This is a genomic window from Nocardiopsis quinghaiensis (assembly GCF_008638365.1).
Lineage (GTDB): Bacteria > Actinomycetota > Actinomycetes > Streptosporangiales > Streptosporangiaceae > Nocardiopsis > Nocardiopsis quinghaiensis.
Window position 1 is genome coordinate 14,527 of record NZ_VWVU01000041.1, and the last position, 20,759, is coordinate 35,285.

28 protein-coding genes and 2 tRNA genes are annotated in these 20,759 nt (G+C 68.1%); 15 read left to right on the top strand and 15 right to left on the bottom strand.

The features are described from left to right. Positions 1–107 precede the first annotated feature (107 nt). From FYX01_RS25185 to FYX01_RS25220, 8 genes are all read right to left on the bottom strand, one after another. Positions 108–323 (bottom strand): heavy-metal-associated domain-containing protein, encoded by a 216-nt coding sequence (locus FYX01_RS25185; RefSeq protein ID WP_150246098.1) that lies wholly within the window; start codon positions 321–323, stop codon positions 108–110. 401 nt (positions 324–724) lie between these two features. Then, on the bottom strand, positions 725–1,324 hold the full coding sequence (locus FYX01_RS25190; protein ID WP_150246101.1) for a GNAT family N-acetyltransferase: 600 nt from the start codon (positions 1,322–1,324) through the stop codon (positions 725–727). Between the two features lie 200 nt (positions 1,325–1,524). Further along, positions 1,525–3,024 carry an alanine/glycine:cation symporter family protein gene (locus FYX01_RS25195; RefSeq protein WP_150246103.1) on the bottom strand — a complete coding sequence of 500 codons (1,500 nt, stop codon included), beginning with the start codon at positions 3,022–3,024 and terminating at the stop codon, positions 1,525–1,527. Positions 3,025–3,184: 160 nt separating this feature from the next. Beyond that, positions 3,185–3,472: a GNAT family N-acetyltransferase gene (locus tag FYX01_RS25200; protein ID WP_150246106.1), complete on the bottom strand. Its 288-nt coding sequence runs from the start codon at positions 3,470–3,472 to the stop codon at positions 3,185–3,187. A gap of 161 nt (positions 3,473–3,633) precedes the next feature. Beyond that, positions 3,634–4,572, bottom strand: coding sequence for a DUF5996 family protein (locus FYX01_RS25205; RefSeq protein ID WP_150246108.1), 939 nt, complete (start codon positions 4,570–4,572; stop codon positions 3,634–3,636). 58 nt (positions 4,573–4,630) lie between these two features. After that, positions 4,631–5,359, bottom strand: a complete 729-nt coding sequence (locus tag FYX01_RS25210) for a nitrate reductase molybdenum cofactor assembly chaperone (RefSeq protein ID WP_150246113.1) — start codon at positions 5,357–5,359, stop codon at positions 4,631–4,633. A 323-nt stretch (positions 5,360–5,682) separates the two neighbouring features. Beyond that, positions 5,683–6,426: an rRNA methyltransferase gene (locus FYX01_RS25215; RefSeq protein WP_150246117.1), complete on the bottom strand. Its 744-nt coding sequence runs from the start codon at positions 6,424–6,426 to the stop codon at positions 5,683–5,685. A 75-nt stretch (positions 6,427–6,501) separates the two neighbouring features. After that, a tRNA-Asp gene (locus FYX01_RS25220) sits at positions 6,502–6,576 on the bottom strand. Positions 6,577–6,673: 97 nt separating this feature from the next. Between FYX01_RS25220 and FYX01_RS25225 the strand changes: the two genes are divergently transcribed. Then, positions 6,674–7,090 (top strand): RNA-binding S4 domain-containing protein, encoded by a 417-nt coding sequence (locus FYX01_RS25225; RefSeq protein WP_150246119.1) that lies wholly within the window; start codon positions 6,674–6,676, stop codon positions 7,088–7,090. A 66-nt stretch (positions 7,091–7,156) separates the two neighbouring features. On the opposite strand, the gene FYX01_RS25230 is transcribed toward FYX01_RS25225, so the two are convergent. The 3 genes from FYX01_RS25230 to FYX01_RS25240 all read right to left on the bottom strand — a co-directional run bounded on the left by FYX01_RS25230 (position 7,157) and on the right by FYX01_RS25240 (position 8,736). Next, entirely contained in the window at positions 7,157–7,966 is an 810-nt protein-coding gene (locus FYX01_RS25230; RefSeq protein ID WP_190394481.1) for an alpha/beta fold hydrolase, read from the bottom strand. Between the two features lie 176 nt (positions 7,967–8,142). Next, positions 8,143–8,382, bottom strand: a complete 240-nt coding sequence (locus FYX01_RS25235) for a hypothetical protein (RefSeq protein ID WP_150246126.1) — start codon at positions 8,380–8,382, stop codon at positions 8,143–8,145. Between the two features lie 264 nt (positions 8,383–8,646). Next, a tRNA-Phe gene (locus FYX01_RS25240) sits at positions 8,647–8,736 on the bottom strand. A 388-nt stretch (positions 8,737–9,124) separates the two neighbouring features. Here FYX01_RS25240 and FYX01_RS25245 point away from each other — a divergent pair. Beyond that, complete coding sequence (locus FYX01_RS25245) at positions 9,125–9,583, top strand: DUF488 domain-containing protein (protein ID WP_150246129.1); 459 nt, start codon at positions 9,125–9,127, stop codon at positions 9,581–9,583. Here the strand turns inward: FYX01_RS25245 and FYX01_RS25250 are convergent. The 4 genes from FYX01_RS25250 to FYX01_RS26970 all read right to left on the bottom strand — a co-directional run bounded on the left by FYX01_RS25250 (position 9,576) and on the right by FYX01_RS26970 (position 13,751). After that, on the bottom strand, positions 9,576–10,430 hold the full coding sequence (locus FYX01_RS25250) for a hypothetical protein (protein WP_223830641.1): 855 nt from the start codon (positions 10,428–10,430) through the stop codon (positions 9,576–9,578). The two genes, FYX01_RS25245 and FYX01_RS25250, sit on opposite strands and share 8 nt — an antisense overlap. A gap of 322 nt (positions 10,431–10,752) precedes the next feature. Beyond that, positions 10,753–11,661, bottom strand: a complete 909-nt coding sequence (locus FYX01_RS25255; protein ID WP_190394482.1) for a replication-relaxation family protein — start codon at positions 11,659–11,661, stop codon at positions 10,753–10,755. 522 nt (positions 11,662–12,183) lie between these two features. Then, positions 12,184–12,948 (bottom strand): glycosyltransferase family 2 protein, encoded by a 765-nt coding sequence (locus FYX01_RS25260; protein WP_223830642.1) that lies wholly within the window; start codon positions 12,946–12,948, stop codon positions 12,184–12,186. Beyond that, entirely contained in the window at positions 12,942–13,751 is an 810-nt protein-coding gene (locus tag FYX01_RS26970; protein ID WP_223830643.1) for a GntR family transcriptional regulator, read from the bottom strand. The genes FYX01_RS25260 and FYX01_RS26970 overlap by 7 nt, the downstream gene beginning before the upstream one ends. A 438-nt stretch (positions 13,752–14,189) precedes the next feature. On the opposite strand from FYX01_RS26970, the gene FYX01_RS26395 reads away from it, so the two are divergent. From FYX01_RS26395 to FYX01_RS25320, 13 genes are all read left to right on the top strand, one after another. Beyond that, a complete protein-coding gene (locus tag FYX01_RS26395) occupies positions 14,190–14,336 on the top strand; it encodes a hypothetical protein (protein ID WP_190394484.1) in 147 nt (48 codons plus the stop codon). A gap of 54 nt (positions 14,337–14,390) precedes the next feature. Continuing rightward, the gene (locus tag FYX01_RS25270; protein ID WP_150246138.1) at positions 14,391–14,576 is read left to right on the top strand and encodes a hypothetical protein; all 186 of its coding nucleotides are present in this window, start codon (positions 14,391–14,393) and stop codon (positions 14,574–14,576) included. A 93-nt stretch (positions 14,577–14,669) separates the two neighbouring features. Continuing rightward, a complete protein-coding gene (locus FYX01_RS25275) occupies positions 14,670–15,236 on the top strand; it encodes a DUF3307 domain-containing protein (protein ID WP_150246141.1) in 567 nt (188 codons plus the stop codon). An 88-nt stretch (positions 15,237–15,324) separates the two neighbouring features. After that, positions 15,325–15,654: a hypothetical protein gene (locus FYX01_RS25280; RefSeq protein ID WP_150246144.1), complete on the top strand. Its 330-nt coding sequence runs from the start codon at positions 15,325–15,327 to the stop codon at positions 15,652–15,654. Positions 15,655–15,750: 96 nt separating this feature from the next. Then, positions 15,751–15,996 (top strand): hypothetical protein, encoded by a 246-nt coding sequence (locus tag FYX01_RS25285; protein WP_150246147.1) that lies wholly within the window; start codon positions 15,751–15,753, stop codon positions 15,994–15,996. Beyond that, positions 15,996–16,178 (top strand): hypothetical protein, encoded by a 183-nt coding sequence (locus FYX01_RS25290; RefSeq protein WP_150246150.1) that lies wholly within the window; start codon positions 15,996–15,998, stop codon positions 16,176–16,178. The genes FYX01_RS25285 and FYX01_RS25290 overlap by 1 nt, the downstream gene beginning before the upstream one ends. Next, complete coding sequence (locus FYX01_RS26400) at positions 16,175–16,327, top strand: hypothetical protein (RefSeq protein ID WP_190394485.1); 153 nt, start codon at positions 16,175–16,177, stop codon at positions 16,325–16,327. The genes FYX01_RS25290 and FYX01_RS26400 overlap by 4 nt, the downstream gene beginning before the upstream one ends. After that, a complete protein-coding gene (locus FYX01_RS25295; RefSeq protein ID WP_150246153.1) occupies positions 16,324–16,521 on the top strand; it encodes a hypothetical protein in 198 nt (65 codons plus the stop codon). Before FYX01_RS26400 ends, FYX01_RS25295 begins: the two co-directional genes overlap by 4 nt. Next, the gene (locus tag FYX01_RS25300; RefSeq protein WP_150246155.1) at positions 16,518–17,759 is read left to right on the top strand and encodes an MFS transporter; all 1,242 of its coding nucleotides are present in this window, start codon (positions 16,518–16,520) and stop codon (positions 17,757–17,759) included. The genes FYX01_RS25295 and FYX01_RS25300 overlap by 4 nt, the downstream gene beginning before the upstream one ends. After that, the gene (locus FYX01_RS25305) at positions 17,759–17,986 is read left to right on the top strand and encodes a hypothetical protein (RefSeq protein ID WP_150246158.1); all 228 of its coding nucleotides are present in this window, start codon (positions 17,759–17,761) and stop codon (positions 17,984–17,986) included. Before FYX01_RS25300 ends, FYX01_RS25305 begins: the two co-directional genes overlap by 1 nt. Next, the gene (locus FYX01_RS25310) at positions 17,983–18,249 is read left to right on the top strand and encodes a hypothetical protein (RefSeq protein WP_150246161.1); all 267 of its coding nucleotides are present in this window, start codon (positions 17,983–17,985) and stop codon (positions 18,247–18,249) included. The genes FYX01_RS25305 and FYX01_RS25310 overlap by 4 nt, the downstream gene beginning before the upstream one ends. 251 nt (positions 18,250–18,500) lie before the next feature. After that, the gene (locus FYX01_RS25315; protein ID WP_150246165.1) at positions 18,501–18,893 is read left to right on the top strand and encodes a hypothetical protein; all 393 of its coding nucleotides are present in this window, start codon (positions 18,501–18,503) and stop codon (positions 18,891–18,893) included. A gap of 82 nt (positions 18,894–18,975) precedes the next feature. Then, positions 18,976–20,759: FtsK/SpoIIIE domain-containing protein (locus FYX01_RS25320; RefSeq protein WP_223830644.1), on the top strand; the 1,784-nt coding region annotated here is incomplete at its 3' end.

Here is a 20,759-nt window from a genome sequence, read left to right on the forward strand (position 1 = left end):
GCGTCCGCCGCGGTGTCCCGCCCCGGCGCCCGGTGACGGTCCGCCCCGGACGCCGGGGCGGACGCGTGCGCGGGACCCGGGGCGCGGGCTTCGCGGCCGCGTCCGTGTCAGTCACGGACCTCGTATCCGGCCTCGTCGATGGCGGCGCGGACCGACCCGTCGTCGACCGGGCCTTCACTGGTGACGGTCACCTTCTTGCCGTCGAGGTCGACCTCGACGTCGGTGACTCCCGTGACCTCGCTGACCTCCTCGGTGACAGCGTTGACGCAGTGCCCGCAGCTCATGCCGTCAACGGTGTAAACAGCGGTGGTGGTGGCAGCCATTTCGCCTCCTGGGGCATGTGTGGTGTGTCTGTCGTTCTGGGACCGGTCTCCGATCACCTCAACATACCCCTGAGGGGTATGCATTTGTCAAATGCCCGACACGGGACCGGGCCCCGCCCATACGGGAGAACTCCCAGAGCAGGCACCCCTCGCCGTCTGGCACGGGAGCCGGAGGCCCCGGTCGCCACGGTACCCGCCGGGGGTACCTCGCGGAAGCGACCACTCCGGACACGGTGAAGGCCCCCGCACGTCGTGCGAGGACCTCGGAGACGATCCGCCCCGATCCCGGTACCCTCCCCCCGTTCCATGGTCGGCGGGAGACCCGCCCTACGGATCCGGAGGGGGGAGAGAGGGAGAACCGCGGGGGCGGGGGACCACGGGGAGGGGGGAAGCCGGTGCGGTTACTCGGCCTTCAGTTGCAGGCGCGCGACCACGCGCTCGCTCACGTGGTGTCCGTTGAGCGTGAACCCGGCCCGCTGGAACATCTCCACGGTGCCCGTGTAGACCTCCGCGCTGGGCGCCCGGCCCCCGGCCGTGTCCATCGGGTAGGCCTCCAGGACACGGGCCCCGTTGGCACGGGCGTACTCGACCGCCCCTTCCAGCAGGCGGCTGCCCAGGCCGCGTCTGCGCCGCCGGGGCGGCAGCCAGAAACAGACCAGCGCCCACACACCCGGCTCACGGGGATCGGCCGGACGCAGGGACCGCGACCGCGACAGCCGGATGAAGTCCTCGCGGGGGGCCACGGAAACCCAGCCGCACGGGCCGTCCTCGTCGTAGGCGAGCAGGCCGGGTATCCGGCCCTCCAGGGTCAGCCGGCGCAACTCCTCCTTGTTGTCCGCCCCGCGCGTCGAGCGCTCACAGGAGGTACTCGCCGTGTGGTCCTTGGCGCGCCTGCGGAAGAACGTGCACCAGCAGTGCCCGTACGCTCCGGTCGGTCCGAACAGGTTCTCCAGGTCTTCCCACCGCTCGGCGGTGGCGGGCTCGATTGAGACGATGGACATCGGACTCCCTCGACGAGACACACGGGCCGCCACAACTGTGACCCAGCACACTAGCGATTATTCGCCGTGACCGAAAGAACACAGATAGACGAAAACGCCTTACTTGGCGGGTTTCGTCACCGAAAGCCGTGGTTTGGGAAACCCGTGGGGCGGAGGGCACACGGCCCTCCGCCCCGTTCAGCCGATCGGTCCGAGCCGGATCAGGGCGAGACCTGGTTCGCCTTGTCGGCGGGATCCGCCTTCTCGGGGTCCCAGCACTCCACGCCGCGCACGCCGGGCAGCCGGTCCCGCGTGAACACGGGGTCGATGCCCTGGCGCCGCTGGTCGGTGTAGTCCTTGAGCAGCCGCGCCGCGATCGCCGCCAACGGTGTGATGGCGATGAGGTTGATCAGCGCCATCATGCCCATGGTCGTGTCGGCCAGCGTCCAGACCAGGTCGATCGAGCCCAGGGCGCCCAGGAAGCTGGCGACGAGGAAGACCACCTTGTAACCGACGAGAACGCTCTTGTTGCCGGTCAGGTACTCCAGGTTCGACTCGCCGTAGTAGTAGTTGCCCAGCACCGACGTGAACGCGACCAGAACGATGATCAGCGTCATGAGGTGCAGCGCCCAGGGACCCAGCTGGGAGGTCACCGCGAGCTGGGTGAGGTCGCCCTCCAGCTGCTCGCCGGTGCCCTCCTGGTAGGAGATGAGAATGATGAAGGCCGTGATGGAGCAGACCACGAGGGTGTCGAAGTAGACGCCCAGGCTCTGCACCAGGCCCTGCTTGGCGGGGTGGGTGACCGAGGCGCTGGCCGCGGCGATCGGGGCCGAGCCGAGCCCCGCCTCGTTGGAGAACATCCCTCGGCGCACACCCTGGATGATCACCGTGGCCAGGCCGGCGGCGGCGAACTCACGGATACCGAAGGCGTGCTCGAAGATCAGCGAGAACATCTCCGGGATCAGCTCGTAGTTCATCGCCAGGATGACCAGGCCCATGACCAGGTAGATCGCCGCGAAGGTCGGGATCAGGGCCTGGGCCGTACGCGCGATCCGGCGGACACCGCCGAAGATCACCAGCGCGGTGAGCACGACGACCGCGGCCCCGACGATGGCCGACAGCCACACACCCGAGCCCCCGCCCAGGCTCGCGGAGGAGTTGGCCACGGCACCGGCGATGGTGTTGCTCTGCACCGCGTTGAAGACCATCGGGAAGGTCATGATGAGGACGACGGCGAACAGCACGCCCATCCAGCGCTGGCCGAGGCCGCGCTCCATGTAGTAGGCGGGGCCGCCCCGGTAACCCGTGGAGTCCCGGACCTTGTAGAGCTGGGCCAGGGTGGACTCGATGAAGCTGGTCCCGGCGACGACGGTCGCCATCAGCCACATCCAGAAGACGGCGCCCGGGCCACCGAGGGAGATGGCGACCGCCACGCCGACGATGTTGCCGGTACCGATGCGGGCGGCGGCCGAGATCATGAACGCCTGGAGCGACGAGACGGCCCTCTTGCCGTCCGGGGCGATCTCGGGCTGGCTGCGCAGCACCCGGAACATCTCCGGGAACATGCGGACCTGGACGACTCCCGTCCTGATGGTGACGTAGAGGCTGACCGCCACCAGCAGCGGGATCAGCACCCAGGACCAGAAGAAGTCGTTGTTGAACGTGCCGATGGCCTCGGTGATGCGTACACCGACGCCGGGCGTCGCGTCTGCGATTAACACGGGAACGGAACTCCTTGCTCCAAAGAAGGACAACCGCCCTCACATACCCGTGAAGTGCAAGAAGTCACCACCCAGAGCATGCTGTAGTCGGATGGTGATGCTCCCGTTACGGCACTCGCCCCGCGGGTCGTCCACGGGCCTCCGCGGACGTCTCCGTGGATCAGCCCTCGTGGACCAGGTCCGTGTAGGACGGGTGCCTCTTGATGTAGGCCTGGGCGAACGGGCAGATCGGCACCACTTTGAGTCCGCGTTCCCGGATGTGGTCCAGGGACTCGCGCATGAGGTGGCTGCCCACGCCCCGGCCCTCGAAGGCCGAGTCGACCTCCACGTGCGGCAGGGCGTACACGCCCTCGTCGATCAGGTGGTAGGCGCAGAATCCCACCACCGTCCCGTCGGCGCTCACCTCGTAACGTGACCGCTCCGGAACGTCGGTAACCGTCAGGTCCATGGCACTCCCCTGCTCCCTGCGTCCGCGCACGGGTGTGCGCGTGAGCCCAATGCCCACGTTCCCACACATATCCCTCGCACACACCCCGGGAGGCGCCGGCCCCGGACGACGGGGGCGACGGTACCGACCGGTTCACGGGCCCCGCGACCGCCATACGGGGATCACCGTCCGCCGAGGTAGGGATCGGTGGCCCCGCCCGGACAGGCCAGTGCCTCGATGTCCCATCCGGCCAGCCCCGCACCCGCCCGGTAGGCGCTCTCCATGAACTCCAGCACGGTCGCCTGCGGGTCGGCCGCCTCGCGCGCGTCGGCGTAGCGCAGCAGGGCCAGGTGCCCGTCGCCGCTGGGGACCCACTCGGCCTCGGCCGGGCTGAGCGGCCGGCCGGTGAGCCCCTCCGGCTCGGGCGCGGTGTAGGAGTAGAAGCAGGGTTCGGGGACGTTGTCGTCGCCGAACCAGAACCCGGAGCTGACGACCTCACGCGAGTACGCCTCACGCACCACCTGGCCCGCCTCCCTCGGCTGCGGAACCGTGTGCGAGGAGAAGCGGGTGACCGCGATATCGAAGGTGTGCCAGAAGTGGTGCACGGGACTGGTCTTGCCGGAGAAGCCGGCGGCGAACTCCTCCAACACCATGTTGACCTGGCTGAGCACCTGCCAGTAGCGGGTGGCCTGCTCGGGAACGTAGGTGGCGTGTTCGTGGTCCCGCGCGAACGGGCGGTCGGCGTCGGGCAGGTCGAACGGGTGCGCTCTCGGGATGGTGCCGTCCACGCCCAGGCTGTCCAGCGCGGACTGGAACCGCAGGTAGAACGAGGCCACGCTGTTGCCCTGGAGCGGGAAGGAGACCGTGCCTCCGTCCAGGGACGAGACGATCAACTGGTGGCGGACGAAGTCGAAGTCCACGGTGAAGACCGGGTTGCCGTCCGTCATCCCCATGGGGCGTGAGGTGATCCCGCTGCCGGTGAGGTGGAAGGGGACGTGCCACCAGTGGTTGCGGCGCGGACTGTGGTGCAGGCGCACCTTGCCGACGATCTGCTCGAAGCGGTGCAGGGTCTGCTTGGTGTCCTGCCAGGCGTCGAGGGGGAAGTCCGGGAACAGCTCCATGGTGACGGCTCTCCTTGTCGTACGTGCTGGTGACGGCGGTGTGGACGGACCGCGTCCCCTACGGTTCGCCCCCGGGCCGGTCGGAGGCGGCGGTACCGGTCCGGGCGCCGGAGTCCGTTCCGGCTCTGGTTCCGGGATCCGTGCCGGTCCGCGGCGGGGGGACCTGGAGCCGGTGCACCGGCCCTCCCTCGCCGGGACGTTCGGGCAGGGTCATCCGGACGGCGTCCAGGACACGCGCGTACGGGGTGCCGTGGTCGCGCAGGGCCTCGCCCAGCAGGTCCAGTCCGGGGCGCAGGCGCAGGAGCAGCGCCTCTCCCGTGCGGGCGTCGGCGCGGGCGGCGAACTCCAGGACGACCGTCAGGTGGTCGGGCGGTTCGTCCGCGGGCACCGCCCAGCCCGCCTCGGCGTAGACACGTGCGACCTCGGACGGGACCCGGTCGCACGGAGAGGCGTCGCCGTAGCGGGACAGGCACAGGGACCGCTGGCCGAACACGTCCGCGTAGTGCTCGCACAACTCCGGCTCGGGCGTGGTGGAGGCGTGTTCGCAGAACTCGCGGAGCGCGGTGCGCACCGCTCCCCAGGGCAGTTCGGCGACCGCCCGGGCGACCAGCGGCAGGCGTTCGAAGAAGGCCTGGCCGGGATGGCCCAGCAGGACGGAGGCGGCCTGGCGGGTGACCGCGGTCCGGTGGGCCCTGCGGGCGTCCCGGTCCGCCTCCAGCCATCCGGCGGCGCCGCGCACGCTCCCGCCCGCCGCGTTCTCGTTCGCGCCGTCTGTGGTCGTGCTCATGTCCGCCCCCTCACGCGGTGCGGCTTCCCTGCCGTTGTCACCGCCTCGGTGTCACCATCGGGAAGGAGTCCGCGGGGCGGCCGTCGCCGTCCCGCGGGACCGGGCGGCGTGTGCGCCCGGGAGTCGCTGTGCGGAGGGGAGGACACACTGGAGGCCAGCGGTCACCGCTTCCACTAACGAATATGCCTCTTCTGCGGCGAATGTCACGTATCCCACACCGTCGCGGCCGAGAACGGCCGCATATCAGGAGGGACCCAGGAGGGGCCGGAACCCATGGCGGCGACGGCGGGCGGCCTCGGGGGAGCGTTCGGCGGACACGGCTTCTAGTGGGCCGAGTGGACCGAGTGGGCGATGTCGCGTGCGCGGACCAGTACCGCCGCGCGGTTTCCGACCTTCACCCGTTCCAGAGCGCGCACGCCCTCCGGCAACGCGATGCGCCGGGTCTTGGCGGTCACCACCACCACGGCGCGCTCGGGCAGCATCCGTCCCAGGGACTCCAGGAATCCCCGCATCGGGTCCTCGCCCGGAACCGCGCCCGCCCACTGGGTCATCTCGCCATAGGGCACGTCCGTCACCACCAGGTCGGCGTCCACGGACTCCGCCAGGGAGAACACGTCCGCCACCGCCGAGTCGGAGGGCAGGTCGCCGCCCGTCTCGGCCAGTCCGGCGGCCAGGTCGCGGGCGGCCCCGGCACGCTCCACGAAGGTCACCCGGCCGAAGTCCCGGGCGGACCGGCGCAGTTCCTCCTCACGCTCCACGAGTCCCTCGGCGGTCAACAGCCGCAGGTTGCGCGCGGCCAGGGCGACCGCGTCGGCGTCCACGTCCGAGGCGCGCACGTGGGCGAGGTGGTCCCGGTGCAGGAAGCCCAGCACCGTCGCGAGGTATCCGCTGCCGCAGCAGGGGTCCCAGAGGCGTACGGCCTCCCGGCCGGTGTGCACCATCGCCCGCTGGAACAGCTCACTGGCCAGTCGTACGGGGAAACCGGGGAAGCCCGGGGCGGAGCGCAGCACGTGCCCGCTCGCCAACGCCGAATGGTCGGTCCGCTCAACGGCGTACCGGTAGCTCAACGTACCTCTGCCCTTCCGTACTGGCCGGAGAAAAGCCGAAGGCCCGGTGCCTGTGGACACCGGGCCTTCCTCATGCGGTCCTGACGGGATTTGAACCCGCGGCCTCCACCTTGACAGGGTGGCGAGCACTCCTAACTGCTCCACAGGACCTCGCTGCGGGTACAACTCTAGCGCGACTCCGGAGTACTTCGTACCGGTGGCCGCCTAGAGTGGCCCACAACGTCCCAGAGAAGCGAGAGGAACCGGCGTGAACGAGTCATCGGCCCCCCTGCCGTCGGGACCGGAGAGCACCCGGGTCGACCGCTGGCTGTGGGCCGTGCGCATGACGAAGACGCGCTCGGACGCCGCCCAGGCCTGCCGTGGCGGACACGTGCGCGTCAACGACCGCCCGGCCAAGCCCGCCACCACCGTCAAGGCCGGCGACAAGGTCCGCGTCCGTCTGCACGGGGTCACCCGCATGGTCGACGTGAGCCATGTCATCGTGAAGCGCGTGGGAGCACAGGTCGCGGCCCGCTGCTACGTCGACAACACACCCGCCCCGCCGCCGCAGGCGACCGTGCCCGTCATCAGGCGGGACCGGGGCGCGGGACGGCCGACCAAGCGCGACCGGCGCCTCCTGGACCGGGTCCGCAACGACCTCCACCAGGGGCCGCCCCCTCCGTAGCCCCCGGCGGTGCCGGGCCGTGCTCCGGCGCCCCGCGGCTCCGGTGCCGGGGCCCGGCCGCTCCGGTCAGTCCCGTGCGGAGAGCGGGTGCTCCGCGAGGAAGTCCAGCACCTCGCGCGTGGCCTTGGCCCCGGCCTCGTGCAGGTAGCCGTGGCGCGCCCCGGGCAGGACCAGCAGCCGGGCGCCGGGGACCCGCTCCGCCAGGAGGGCGGCGTTGCCGACCGGGGTGAGGACGTCGTCCTCACCGTGCACGACCAGGGTCGGCGCCCTGACGGCGGGCAGCAGATCCCAGCCGTCGTAGCCCGTGCTCGCGCCGAAGTGCAGGCGCTGGGCGCGCAGCGGCCCGCGCGGCAGGACGCGGGTGACCGTGTCGGGGTGGGCGTCCGCCCACGCGGGGGTGTAGAAGAGCTCGGCGATCATGTCGCGCCCGGCGGCCGTGCTGGCCTGGCGCAGTGCCAGGGTGGACGACCTCGGGCGTTCGACCTCGTTGCGTCCCCCGGGCGCCGTGGATCCCAGGACCAGCGAGCCGAGGCGTCCGGGCGCCGTGGCCGCGAAGGTCTGGGCGACCTTGCCGCCCATGGAGAACCCGTAGACGTGCGTCCGGGTGATCCCCAGCTCGTCCAGGACGGTGAGGGCGTCGCCCACGAACAGTTCGAAGGTGTAGGGCTCGCCGAGGGGCGCCTCACTGCCGCCTGTGCCGCGGAAGTCCATCCGCACGACCCTGTGGCGCCGTGCCAGCTCGGTGTGCACCCCGTCCCACATCTCGTGGTCGAGGGACTGCCCGTTGAGGAGCAGGAGGGGGTCGCCCTCCCCGAGGACGTCGTACCAGATGCGGGTTCCGTCAGGGGCTGTCACATGGCTCACGGACCCGGACACTACCCGAAGAACCACGCATACGACGTGCTCGGTCTCGTCACCCCGGCCGGGCCCGCCCCAGGCCGCCCAGCGCCAGGGGCCACTCGACCGGCCCCTGGCGGTACCGGGCCGAACGGCTCGCGCGACCACTGGCCCGTGAGGTGGCCGGGCAGGTCCTCCATGGTGGTTGTCAGTGGCTACGGTTCTTCGGACGTGCGGACGGAGCCATGACGCCGTTGCCGGTACATCCGGACCAGCCATGTCACCTGGATCCCCGCCGCGAGCACGAAGAGCAGAGCCGCCATCACCAGAAGAACGCCGTTCCGGTTCATGTACGCGGCCGTTCCCGCCAAGGCCATGGCCACCATGGTGAAGGCCGGGCTGATGACCTGCCACCGGGCCATGCGGCCCTGGGGGTCGCTCGCGATGGTTCTCACCTGGCCTTCCGTGGTCGCTGCCGGAGTGGCCCGACGCCGGGCTCCCCCGGTAAGAGCACCCGGGCCGAGCGGTTGGCCCGCCTTCCGAGGAACAGCGCTCCTGGACGGAAGACGATAACGGACCTACGCGCACGCCTCGCTGGACGGCAGGCGGCGGGCGCTGGGGAAGCCGGGACGCGCTCGGCCGGGCCGGTCGCTGTCACCGGGAGTGCGAAAACGCCCGGAGCCAAAGGGCTTCCGGGCGTTGGTGCTGCTCTTGGGGAGTGGCTAGGGGCGGGGTCGAACCGCCGACCTTCCGCTTTTCAGGCGATCACACACACTCCGAGAAAACCGCCTCTGACCTGCTTGTTTGCCTCATTGGAACCAGCCTACCAACAACTTCAGCGCCTATTCAGCGCAACACCACTCCTGAGCAAGCCCGGCGATCAGCGCCCGGCAAGGTCTCTCACCCGGGGTTGCTGTCGTGCCTGACACCGCCTTTGGCGGCGACCCTGGCTGGTCTGAATATGAGACAACAGCAGGCAAGAACGCCCCCAACTACAGATCAATTCATCCGATCTTGACCTGAGCCGCCATAAGCAGCCTGCTAAGTCCTCTTGTGCGTCCTCGCAAAACGTTCACAGCCTGTGGACAATGAAGTGCGATCAACTCCACAAAAAACATCCATGAAGATGGTTCAATTTACACCGCCACTCAGGTAAGGTGAGACCTCAATGCTGCCGATTCAAGATGGAGGCTACGGATGGACACCCCAATATTCGACTGCAACGGAGTGATTGGCGTCGGGTATGAGGGCCTGGACGCCAACGGCTTCATAGAAAAAGTTCAGGCGGAGCAGGTATCTCTACTCGTTGACGTCCGCCTAAATCCCATTTCACGGAAGCCAGGCTTGAGCAAGACCAAGCTCTCCGCCAACCTCAAATCAATCAGCGTCGATTACCTACACGCACCCGCCCTTGGCAATCCAAAATGGAATCGCTCCGGATTCGCTGGCACCGTGGCTGAGCTTCAAGATTCTCGGTCCACATATTCAGATATGCTCGTTTCCCCCGAGGCCATTGAGTGGATCAAGCGGATCGCCAAGGAAGGAGCCGACAGGACTGTTGCTCTCATGTGCTTCGAGGCGAACGAGGAGCGCTGCCATCGCTATGTGACCCTGCAAGCCATCCGCAGGCAGATGTCGCTACTGGCACTCACATAGCCTTGGGATAGTACGTTCCTAGGACTGAGAATGTTTGCTGCCTCTTAGCCTGATTTCCTACGTAGAAGATCGTTTCACGTTCGGCGCCACACATTCTCTGAAAAAAGTTATGATAGATAACTTCTTTCAAGTGATCATCGCCAAGTTCACTGAACCTCCTCTGAAGCGCAACCAATTCCCAGTCAAGAATTCCTTGACGGTGCCCCGCGCATTTGCCTCCCCAGCAGTCGTACTTGTACCAGGCTTTAAACCGGGGTGCCTCAAGAGCCGAACGCGGAACGGTCGATCCAAGCTCTTGCTGAGATACGTATTGATCGATCTTTCTCTGCTCCTGAGGCGTCCACCCAGGATGCGGCTCTATATCTATACCCTTCACGACCTTCGCCCGAATCGCCGCAAGCGATCGAGAGTTTTTTGTGCGCTTCGCTTCAGCGAACATCCTGCACATAGACTCCTCTATATAGTCCGCAATATAAGGATCCCGGGTCTTCCAGTCCTTAAGGTATCCAGATTTGACTATTGATGGGATAACCGGACGCCAACTCTCGGGGCGCGAATCATGTGAATGCGAAGGCCGCGCTTCAAGGTTGATAACTTCGTACTTACGAAAACGGCCGTTGGATTCGAGTTCGCGAAAGTTGATCGGATACAGCCGAATCCAGCCCTGGCTTGCCAAGTCCAACCTGAGCCCAGCTACACAGACAGTTTCCCCGTAGGTGCTTGATGGCTGAGGAGCTGCTTTGACGGTGATGAGCACCTTCATCCGCTCGGGACGATCGCCAACTGGCTTCTCAGGGGTCATCGAGAGGTCTGGTGCGAAGAGGGAAGGCGTACGTTCCTGACCCATGCGGGCTCCTCTCTGGAGACTTCACATCCTAATCTGAACGTTCCCTTCCCAACAGAGCCTGCTGGGCAGTGAAGACCCAGCCACCCGCGAGGTCCCGCTTCACTGGAACCTAGGCGCGGTCACACGGAGCTCTCAGCAATCCAGATGTCCCGCCCCCTCGCTGGCTAGCCAGTGGGGGGCGCTGTGCTCTTCTCTTTTTAGAGAGTAAGGAAACGTAGCCTCCGCAGCCTCCGCACGACGTATAAAAGTGCGTATGACCTCCGGATATAGAGCGGAGGCTGAGCAGAAAGCCCAGCCTCCGCTAGCCTCCGCAGCCTCCGCTCTAGTCTCCGCTAGACCGGAACACGATGCTGGTGCGCTCATCCTCGGAGTCGTAGTGCAGCGGCACCACGATGTCCGCCGCGGGCCCGTGCTGCTGGAGGTCGCTCAGCAGCACCACACCGGCTTTCAGGGTCGGGTTGTCCCCGCCGTGGTAAGCCCACCGTGGCGTCATCCGCTGCAACGCGTGCTGGCGGTTGCGGAGTACCACCGCCGCGTAGGGGGCCGTCAGCACGAACAGGAGGATGGGAAACCAGCGGTACCGACGCTCCCAGGCCGGGCGCGTTGACAAGTCCCCGATGGTCAGGCGCCGGCCTCTGCGCTTGATGCCCGGGGTGTAGGTGGCATAGCACTGGTAGGCGTTGATCTTGTCCACCAGGCGGTGCACGGGCATGGTCGCCCGGTCCACCTCGATGAAGTACGACAGGTCCCACTGGGAGCTGCCTTCGACGTGGACGTAGTCCAGGACGGCGTCGGTGATCAGTGTGGAGTCCTTGAACGACTTGCCGCTGCGGTAGCGGTGGGCGACTTCCGGTGTCCAGCTAAGCGGGCCCAGCGAACGTCCGTGGCGGCGGCCGTGCTCGAGGAAGGCCAGCCCGGTCTCGACGACGGCCAGGGCGTGCTGCTGCAGCGGTCCTTGGGCGCGGGAAGCGTCCATCTGGTAGCTCCGCTCGGGCGCCCCGCCGTGGGCGTGCGCCAGCTCCGTGCCGGCCTGGGTGGTGAACCAGACGTGGTCCCGGCCCTGGGGGCGGAAGACACGGTCCACGAGTCCGTCGGTGCGAAGTTGGGCGAGAGCCTTGCGGAGGTAGTGCGGATGGGCGGCCTGGGGTTGGATCAAGCGTTTGAGCTGTGAAGTGGTGGCGAGTCGGTGATGGGTGAGGTTGATCAGGATCTTGGTTTTGAGCGGGGTCAAGTGGATGTGCTCAGGTGCGGGGGCGGGATGTGCTCGTGAAGGCATGAGGTCCTGTCTGTCGAGTTGGAACCAACAGAGAGGTGCGCGAAGAGGTGGGGAAGGAGTGAGTGTCTTCTACTCATCCACCTGGAGGTGGATGAGTAGAAGATGTCGCCTTGTTGCCGACAGAGCTGCAAGCCTGACTCTGTAGGAGGTGCGGGCTTCTAAGCCCGGAAGAGTGGTTCACCCCTCTGCGAACCCCTCCGGGAGCTGCTCTGCGAGCCTGCCTACGAGTCCTGTCGGCAATACCGTCGTCCTGGCTCTCTCCCCGCTCTCCGAACTCCCCTATCAGCAAGGGGAAGCCCAGACGGAGCCAGCTTGTGACACCCCTGTTTGCCAGACACGAAGGCAGGTTTGCCGGGTGGACAGAGAGGACTGCCGAACCCGGCTGCCCCCAATGGCTAGCTTCGCTTCTCCCGGTTCCTCCAAAACGCGGAAGACGGCGGTGAGCCACGTTGGCACCGCCGTCTTCCGCGTTATCGATCAGGACGCCTCGAAGCGCCAACCCGTTTCCGCGAGGGCTCGCGCCCGCGCCTCCACAACGGCCATACGCGTCACCCTCTCGTCTTCGTTGACGTGCGAGGCTGCTGCCGTGACCTGGCCGGGCCACTTGCGGTAGAGAAGCCCCGTCTCAGATGTGAACCAGCCACGGCTCACACTGTCCAGCGCGAGAAGGAGCCCTGTGTCCTCGGATGCGGGCAGAGCCATCCACCCGCCCAGAGCCAAGAGCAGGTCGCGGCGTACGCACAGCGTGGCCGGGTGCACCGGTGCCCGGAAGTCGTGTGCCTTCCAGAAGTCGAAGACGGCGCCGGCCCCGATCGGCCCCTCCGTCGGATCCCCCTCGAATCCGACCGTGGATCCGTCGGGCATGAGGTCGAGAACTCGCGAGGTGGCCCAGCTGATCCCGGCCATGTCTGTCAGAGCCTTGATGTCCCGAGCGAGCGCGCCCGGTGTCAGCTGGTCGTCGGCATCCAGCACCTTGACGAAGTCGCCCTCCGCCCGAGGCAGCGCCATGGTGCGCGCCATTCCGGCGCGGCCCGGCCGTCCCTGGCCGAAGCTGATGCGCGGGTCGTCCGGGAGGTGGGGCTTGACGTCGTCGGTCTCCCCGTCTTCCTGGATGACCCACTGCCAGTCCCAGCCGTCGGGGAGCTGCTGTTTCGACAGCGACTTGTACGCGTCGGGCAGGAACCGGGCACTGGGGGCATGCACCGCCGTAATGACGGAGATGAGCCTTGTCACGGCTACCACCGCGTCAACTGGGTCGTGAAGAGAGCCTCTGTGCGGTCGCCGGGGAGAATGACCTCGGACCAGTCCACGACCCGGTCGTCCGTGTCGATGGATGTCTTCTGGAGAACCATCACGGCGACGCCCACACTCAACTCCAGCTCCTCTGCTTCTTCGAATGTCGGGGGACGCGCGGTGATGCGCTCTTCGACGCGATCTACCTCGATACCAACGGTGTGGAGCTGGCTCTGTGTGCCCCCAGGCCATGGTTCCTTAGTGTCGTCAAGCAGGTCCGGGTTGGACGCCACCAGCTCATGGATCAGGTACGAGCGCACCAGGTTGAACGGCGCGTGCTCGTCCCTGTGGCGGGTGCGGTAGACGCGTTCCACCAGCTTGGTTCCCACCGGTACTCGGAGGACCTTCGCCAAGGCACCGTCAGCTTTCACCTCCGTGTATGCGGCGCTGAACACGAGGTCGTCCATCGTCAGGCCGGTGTCCCGTTCGGTGGCGCCGGTTGACCCCCGCTCCTCCGCTTCTACCTGGACTCGGTCCTTCTCCCACTGGTGACGCTCGTTGGTACGAACCACCAGGCGGCGCGGTTTGCGGACGAAGTTGCCCCGGCCGTGCTGCTTCTCGATCAGTCCCTCTGCCTGCAACTGCGCCAAGGCCTGCCGCACTGTCGGCAGGCCCTTCGAGTAGCGCTTTGCCAGCTTCGTTTCCGCAGGCAGCTTGTCCCCCGGCTCTAGCTCACCCGCGCGGATCGACTGCCGCAGGTCATCCGCGATGCGCTCGTACGCCTTGCCCGTGACCATCTGGTGCTCACCCATCCTTCGTTGACACGCACAGCCTAGTCCTCAAGAGGTGTTGACAACCGGCCGAGTCACAGTCATAGTTACATCAACTCCTCAAGAGGAGTTGAGGACAGCATCTCTTTCAAGCGGTGTCGTTCTCGATTCATTCCCGTGTTTGGCAGCGACCTCCGCATCACCACAGGTGAGGCATATGGAAGCCCAAAGCACACGAGCTTTGAGAACTCAACAGCGCGCTTTGCCCCGACCCCACCCCGAGCAGACAAGGGGCGGCGAAGGGAAGACGTGGCCACGGCACCCCGATAAGGGTGCGCCGCCCCAGCAAGAGCAGGGGCCGCATGGCATGGCCGCGCCGCACCCCAGGGGTGCCTGTCCGGTCCCAGCTGCTGGCACAACACGGCAGGCGGGACCGGGCGGGGACCACCCGGGTCCACACCCACACAGGAAGGGGCCGACATGGCCAAGGAGAAGAAGAACGTCCAGTCGATCGAGACGAAGGACGGGGTCACCGTCATCACCTACGAGGACGGATCCACCGAGGTCCAGCACGGTGGCGGCGTCGTCCAGGCCGGGACCATCTCCGGCGGAATCCACTTCGGCTGACCCGAACCGAGCAGCACACCCACCAGGCAACACGAACCTCAGGAGAGGGACGAGATGGACAAGAAGTTCGCCAAGTACCTGAAGGACGAGCTCAACCGCCAGGACGAGAACGAGCGTAAGGGCCGCAAGATGACCGGCCAGAAGATCGACTCCCAGGGCTTCACGACCCGCACCTACAGCGACGGCACGACCGAGATCGGCGGCGGTCACCGCGGCTGGATCTCCGACGCCGACCTGTAGCCAGTCCGACCCCACACACCGAGGGGCCGCCTCACTTTCCACGGCGCGGCGGCCCCCGGCCCTCACCTGAACGAGCAGAGAGGTTCTTCCATCATGCCCCAGGCCGACGCTGTCGTCTTCGCCGTGCTAACCGCCGCCAGCTACCCGGCGCACCTGCTGGCCGACCACCCCTTCCAATCCTCCGCCTGGGCCGCCGCCAAGGGCGGCTGCGACCACGCGGGCCGGATGGCGTGCACCAAGCACGTAGCGGTCGTGGTCGCCTTCCAGGCCGCCGCCGTCCTGGCGGTGGTCGCGGTGACCGGGCTGAGCGTTCACCCCCTGGCCGTTGCGGCCGGGCTGGCGCTCACCGCCTGGTCCCACTGGTGGTTCGACCGGCGCTTCACCGCCGCCGGCCTCTACCGCGCGATCGGCAAGTCCGGGTTCGCCGCCCTCGGGGCACCGCGCCCCGGCCACGACGACGCCCCGCACCTGGGCACGGGCGCGTACCGGATGGACCAGGACTGGCACACGCTCTGGATCGCGATCAGCGCCCTGGTGATGGCCTCGTCCGGGCTGATGCTCACCGTGCTCTTCGCCCTGGCCGTGATGCTCATGGTCGCCGCGATCCTCGCCTCCCGTCACGGACGGCGCCGATTCGCCCGCCAGCCCCAGAGCGCCTGAGGGCGTGTGGCGCCTATCCCGCCCCGGTTCTGGGGGCGGGTGTGGGGGACACACGCCCCGCTTCGCCTGTGCCGAAAGGGATCACCTGATGAAGGTCACCGAGACCCTGTCCGTCCGTCCGATGCCCGTCGCCGACGCCGACTTGGTCGACATCGTCGCCACGGCCGAGATGGCGTCCACCAACAGCAGGATCGTGCTCGACTCGCGGCTGTGCCGGGCCGGGGCGATGTTGCAAATCCACCCTCACTTCCGCTCCGAGGCCCGCGACCTGGTCACGGCCGCTGGATACACCACCCGCTTGGTCCAGGGCCGCCTTGTGGTCACCGGCGCGATCGACCAGCTCGCTCTGCTGCGGGCCGAGCGCGACCGACTCACCGCCGAGATCGACCGCCTGGAGACCGAGCAGCTCAGCGCCTGAACACCGCGCTGTTCCCACCGACGACGAAGGCCTCCGCGGGATTGCGCCCCGCGGAGGCCTCCTTACCGAGACCACCCCGTTGAGAGGACTGTCCCGATGCCGACCATTCTGCCGTTCCCGAGCGCCACCCAAACCCCCGCCCCGGCCCTGGAGGAGCTGACCGGCCTGCTGGGAGACCCCGAATTGGCTAGTGAGCTGTTCGCCCCGTTCCTGCCCGGTGAGACCTGGGAGGCCTACGCCGCCCGCCGTACTGCCGCCGCCGACATCCTCGCGGACCTGGTCGGCGACCTGCCCGCCCCGGACGGCGCCCCGTCCGCCCTGGCCGTGAGGAGCGCCGCCTGATGGAGCCGCTCGTCTACGCCGCCGCCGGGGTGCTGCTGGGCGTCCTGGCCGTCACTGTCATCGCCCGTATCCGCCGCACCACACGTCGTGTCCGTGCCACGCTCCGGCGCTGGCGTCGCACCCGGTTGACCCTCACTCACGCCCCGCGCAAGACCACGGCCCGGAAGGGGGCCCGGCGATGAACCTGCTGCTGACGCTCGTGCTCATGACGTTCGCCCTGGCCCTGGTCGTGCTGCTGCTGCGTCACCTGACCGGTGGCCTGCTGCCCGAGCAGGAGAGCGACCTGGCGTTCCTGCGCAACCGCAGGGCGAGGAAGGAGGCCAGGCGGTGACCACCGTGCACAGTATCCAGACGGTCGGCTTCCTGTCCGTCCTGCTCACTCTGCTCTTGGTCCTGGCGGTGGCGCTGCTGCGGTTGGCCGCACTGCCGCTGGCCTGCGCCGTCCTGGTCTTGGACGGGGCCGCCGACTTGGCCTCGCGCCCGCTGTCCCTGCCCGCTCCGGTTCCGCAGGAGGAAGCACGATGAAGTTCCTCAACCGTCGCGGTGGCGATGTCCTGGACGTGGCCGCCGATGTCACCCGCCAGGTCGACCAGGCCCGCAGCTTGGTCAGCATCAGCGACCAGTACCTGCTCAACGACCCGCGCACCAACCCGGCCACCCGGGGCCACGCCGACGCCCTGCGCACCCAGCAGCAGCGCGACGCCCTGGACGCCGAGCACAAGCGCGAGCTGCGACGCACCCGCGTCTCCGACGCCCGCGCCGCCGCTGCCGAGAAGACTCTCGAAGCGATCCAGGCCGCGCGGGACACCACGTCCCCCGGGCGGGCCGTGGCCGAACTGACCCTGACCCGGTCGCGGTACATGATCGGCTGCCTGGTGCTGTCGGTCCTGCTCAGTATCGGATCCGGGATGGCCATCGAGGCCTGGCTGCAAGGACGCCCCGGCCAGTCGCCAGCCGGTATGGGCTACCTGGTCGAAGCCGGGCTCACGATCCTGTCCACCGCGATGATCCTGCTCCGGGGACGTCTGGCCGCCCGCTCAACCGATCTGGAGCCCTGGCAGCGGATCGTGTTCTGGCTGCTGATCGGAGTGCCGCTGGCGGTCAGCGCTGTTCTGGCCACTCTGGGAAGTCCGATCGGGGCGGTCTGCTCACTCGGGGCGGCGGCCTGGTCGTTGGCCGCGTACCTGTCCGCCACGAGCCTGTCCACCGCCATCACCGACGCGCTGGCCGACGTCGACGCCGCCGACGAGTCCGAGTTGCGCCGGGTCGCGATGGGAGACGGCCAGGACCACGAGGAACCAGCGCGCCCGGCGATCTCCGGTGAGCGGTGGCTGAACGAGCAGGGCGATGTGATGGCCGACCAGATCGCGGCGTTCCTGGCCGATCACGACGGCCCCGACGACGGTGTGAGCCCGCTCCCGTCCGGCCCGGACCACGACGGTCCGGCCCCGGGCCAGACCGGTATCCCCACCCGTGAGGAAGTCGCTCAGGCCTGGCGGACCAAGCAGGCTCACAATGCGTCTCGGATTGTGGTTGACCAGCGCGAACACGGCGAGACCGAGACGGGTTCCGACCACGGTGTGAGCCAGCGAACCCAACCGGCTCACCAGGCCCGCCGCGCGACTGGTGAGCACAACCGCCAGCGCGTCGCGGACTACTGGTACGCCCATCCCGACGCCACCGCGGCTCAGATCGCGACCGCGCTGGGGTTGGGTGAGTCCACGGTCAAGCGCCACCAGAGCGCGATCCGCAAGGAGCGGTGATGATCCAGCGTCACCCTCGCCCGGCCGCCTGGTCGCGGCCGACCCCGCCCAGGTTCGACCACACCGCCTGGACCCGGCGCAACTCCGGTCTGAGCCCCCAACAGTGCCAGGCACAAGGCCTGTGCGTGGCCTGCGGGGGCCGGGGCGGCCTGTGGTGGTCCTTCGGAGCTGAGTTCGGCTACACGCCCTGCCGTGAGTGCGCCCCGGCACCGGAGGAAGACCGGTGAGTCCGCAGGACCGCCACAACCCGAAGGTCGAACGCCACCAGGAAGAGACCAGCCAAGGCCTGGCCTGGGTCTACCAGGTGCGCTGCACCTGCGGTGAAGAGTTCGACGAGTACTACGCCAAGCAACTGGCTGAGCAGGACAAACATCGCCACCTGGGCAAGGTAGCCGCTCCGCCTGCTGAACGGTGCCGCGAGCCCAAGAAGCACCGCATGCGCCCGCACGAGCGGTGCGCATTGTGCGCCGGCCAGCTGTCCCTGTTCTGAACACCGTCTTCTCCGACCAGCGCAACCCATGTCCAGGGGTGGTGGCCTCACCGCCAACCGACCCGCCACCACCCCATCTCATCAGAAAGGCACACACCGTGTTCGAGCTGCTCATCCTCGGTCTGATCCTGGCTACCGGTATCGGCCTGGTCGTCTCCGGCCACCGCGACGAGAACCGCTCCCGCTGACCCCGCCCGCTCCCGTGTCTGCCCCGGGCGGGGCAGGCACGCCTAACGCAGGAAGGAGGCCCTATGGCCAGCGGGATTGTCGCCCTGGTCGCGACCGGGCTCGCCATCACGCTGCTGATCTTCGGCAAACGGGGCCGGATGCTCACTCTGACCTCGCTCATCGCGGGGTTGGCCGTGGTGCCCTTCATCGCGCCCTACGCCATCGCCGGGGTGCGCAGTTTGGACTCTGCCACCTTCGACGGGCTGGCCACCCTCATCGCGGTCGTGGCCACGGCCTGGGTGACCTTCGAGCTCAAGGACGGCGGTACCCGCTCCCTGACCCCGTGGCTGGCGCTGCTGGTGCCCTGCCTGTGGTTGGCCGCGTCGGGCCCGTTCATCGGCATCTACGAGTTCGTCCAGGGCGGCCTGGACAGCGCTGAGCAGTTCACCACCGACTTCGACGTCAACGACTACTGACCCATACCCACCACCAAGCGGGCGGCGGCCTCACCGCCAAGATCCGCCGCCGCCCGCACCTCATCAGAGAGGCACCACCAGCATGACCGCCACGAACCCCGACCACGAACCCGACGACACCGAGATCCACGACGCTGAGGTCATCGCCTTCCCCGGCCGTCCGTCTCCGGAAACCGGGGAGAAGTCGGAGGTCGTGGACGCCGAAATCATTACCAACACCGAGGAGCCGGAGGCGCCGGCACCGTCCGCCGAGATCGCAGTCCGCCCTAAGACCCGAACCGTGGTCGTGCCCGACGGAATGCGTACCGCCGCCCACCGGGCCGGGGAAGTCGCCAAGCGCCCCGACAAGCTCGCGTTGGCGGTGCTCAAGCACGAGCTGGTCTACGGCAGCGTGGGCACCGCCCGCGGGGCCGGGCACGTGTGGCGGTGGATGACCGCCGCCGAACTCGACACCCAGCTGGCCGTCAAGCCCGAGCTGGTGCTGACCACCCGCAAGAAGCGCCGCAACGTCGTGCTGACCGGGGCGGGCGCCACCGCCGCCGTCGGGACGGCGGCATGGTTCCTGCTCACCCCGGCCGTGCCCATCATCGCGCTGCTCATGGTCCTCGCGGTCGCCGGCGGCCTGGAGCGACGCCGGGCCGCGTTGGGGGACGCCGAGGCCGGGCACACCGCGTTGGGCGGCTCTCCCTCCGGCAAGGAGGTCAAGAAGGTGTTCGTGGCCGCCAAGCTCGCCAAACAGGTCGACCAGATCCGTGTGGTCGGCCCGGTCACCCGCACCAACGGAGCCTGGGAGGCGACGTTGGAGCTGCCCCCGGGCACCACCTACAAGAACGCCACCAAGAGGCGCGGGGAGCTGGCCGGAGCGATCGGCGTGGACGAGGTCCAGGTCGCCCTGGACCCGGTCAAGGGCCACAACGGCAGGGTGCGCCTGTGGGTGGCCGACGAGGACCCGATGCAGGGCGGCCGGGTGGAAAACCCGCTGGCCACCCGGGTGCCGGACCGGGTGAACTTCTGGACCGACAAGCTCTTCGCCGGGCGCGACGCCCGGGGCCGGGCCGTGGAGTTCAGGATGGTCGAACGCTCCTACATGATCGGCGGGGAGCCCGGCGGCGGTAAGAGCGTGGCCTCCAACAACGTGCTGGCCTGGTTCTTCCTCGATCCCAGGACCCAGGTCTACCTGGCCGACGGCAAGTTCGGGTTCGACCTCATGGTGTGGGAGCCCATGGCCAAGTTCGTACTCACCGACAAGCGGCCCGAGGCCATGATCGCGATGTTGCGCGAGGTCATCGCGGAGATGGACCGCCGCTACAAGATCCTGCGCAAGATCGGCGCTCCCAAGGTCACCGAGGCCATCGCCAAGAAGTACGGCCTGCACCCGATCGTGGTGCACATCGACGAAGTCCAGTTCTGGTCCGCCTCCGGGGACACCAAGGCCGACAAGGAGTTCATGACCGCGCTGGCCGACATCGTGGGCCGGGGCCGCGCGGCCGGGATCATCACCGGAGTCATCACCCAGCGGCCCGCCGCTGAGGTCGTCCCGACCCGGCTGCGGGACATCCTGTCCATCCGGTGGGCGCTGCGGTGCACCACCCCGGCCGCCTCCGACACCATCCTCGGGACGGGATGGGCCGGTCGCGGCTACAGCGCGGCCCTGTTCGAGCCGGACCAGCGCGGCGCCGGCTACATCCTCGCTGAGGGCAGCAGCCCGGTGCAGACGCGGGCGGCGTTCATCGACCCCGACCGCGGGGAGCTCCAGGCCATCGCGGATCGCGCCTGGGCACTGCGCAAGGAGGCCGGGACCCTGCCCAAGACCGATGAGCGCACCGACGTGCGTCTGCTCAACGCGGTCCTGGGAGCGATGGGGGA

Bases quoted from the DNA above. Each gene is read 5' to 3' on its own strand.
- FYX01_RS25315 (WP_150246165.1), top strand. From the start codon at position 18,501: ATGGCCAGCGGGATTGTCGCCCTGGTCGCGACCGGGCTCGCCATCACG.
- FYX01_RS25210 (WP_150246113.1), bottom strand. From the start codon at position 5,359: ATGAGCACGACCACAGACGGCGCGAACGAGAACGCGGCGGGCGGGAGC.
- FYX01_RS26400 (WP_190394485.1), top strand. From the start codon at position 16,175: ATGAACCTGCTGCTGACGCTCGTGCTCATGACGTTCGCCCTGGCCCTG.
- FYX01_RS25245 (WP_150246129.1), top strand. From the start codon at position 9,125: ATGGACACCCCAATATTCGACTGCAACGGAGTGATTGGCGTCGGGTAT.
- FYX01_RS25280 (WP_150246144.1), top strand. From the start codon at position 15,325: ATGAAGGTCACCGAGACCCTGTCCGTCCGTCCGATGCCCGTCGCCGAC.
- FYX01_RS25270 (WP_150246138.1), top strand. From the start codon at position 14,391: ATGGACAAGAAGTTCGCCAAGTACCTGAAGGACGAGCTCAACCGCCAG.
- FYX01_RS26970 (WP_223830643.1), bottom strand. From the start codon at position 13,751: ATGGGTGAGCACCAGATGGTCACGGGCAAGGCGTACGAGCGCATCGCG.
- FYX01_RS25285 (WP_150246147.1), top strand. From the start codon at position 15,751: ATGCCGACCATTCTGCCGTTCCCGAGCGCCACCCAAACCCCCGCCCCG.
- FYX01_RS25305 (WP_150246158.1), top strand. From the start codon at position 17,759: ATGATCCAGCGTCACCCTCGCCCGGCCGCCTGGTCGCGGCCGACCCCG.
- FYX01_RS25200 (WP_150246106.1), bottom strand. From the start codon at position 3,472: ATGGACCTGACGGTTACCGACGTTCCGGAGCGGTCACGTTACGAGGTG.
- FYX01_RS25290 (WP_150246150.1), top strand. From the start codon at position 15,996: ATGGAGCCGCTCGTCTACGCCGCCGCCGGGGTGCTGCTGGGCGTCCTG.
- FYX01_RS25190 (WP_150246101.1), bottom strand. From the start codon at position 1,324: ATGTCCATCGTCTCAATCGAGCCCGCCACCGCCGAGCGGTGGGAAGAC.
- FYX01_RS25300 (WP_150246155.1), top strand. From the start codon at position 16,518: ATGAAGTTCCTCAACCGTCGCGGTGGCGATGTCCTGGACGTGGCCGCC.
- FYX01_RS25250 (WP_223830641.1), bottom strand. From the start codon at position 10,430: ATGGGTCAGGAACGTACGCCTTCCCTCTTCGCACCAGACCTCTCGATG.
- FYX01_RS26395 (WP_190394484.1), top strand. From the start codon at position 14,190: ATGGCCAAGGAGAAGAAGAACGTCCAGTCGATCGAGACGAAGGACGGG.
- FYX01_RS25185 (WP_150246098.1), bottom strand. From the start codon at position 323: ATGGCTGCCACCACCACCGCTGTTTACACCGTTGACGGCATGAGCTGC.
- FYX01_RS25275 (WP_150246141.1), top strand. From the start codon at position 14,670: ATGCCCCAGGCCGACGCTGTCGTCTTCGCCGTGCTAACCGCCGCCAGC.
- FYX01_RS25205 (WP_150246108.1), bottom strand. From the start codon at position 4,572: ATGGAGCTGTTCCCGGACTTCCCCCTCGACGCCTGGCAGGACACCAAG.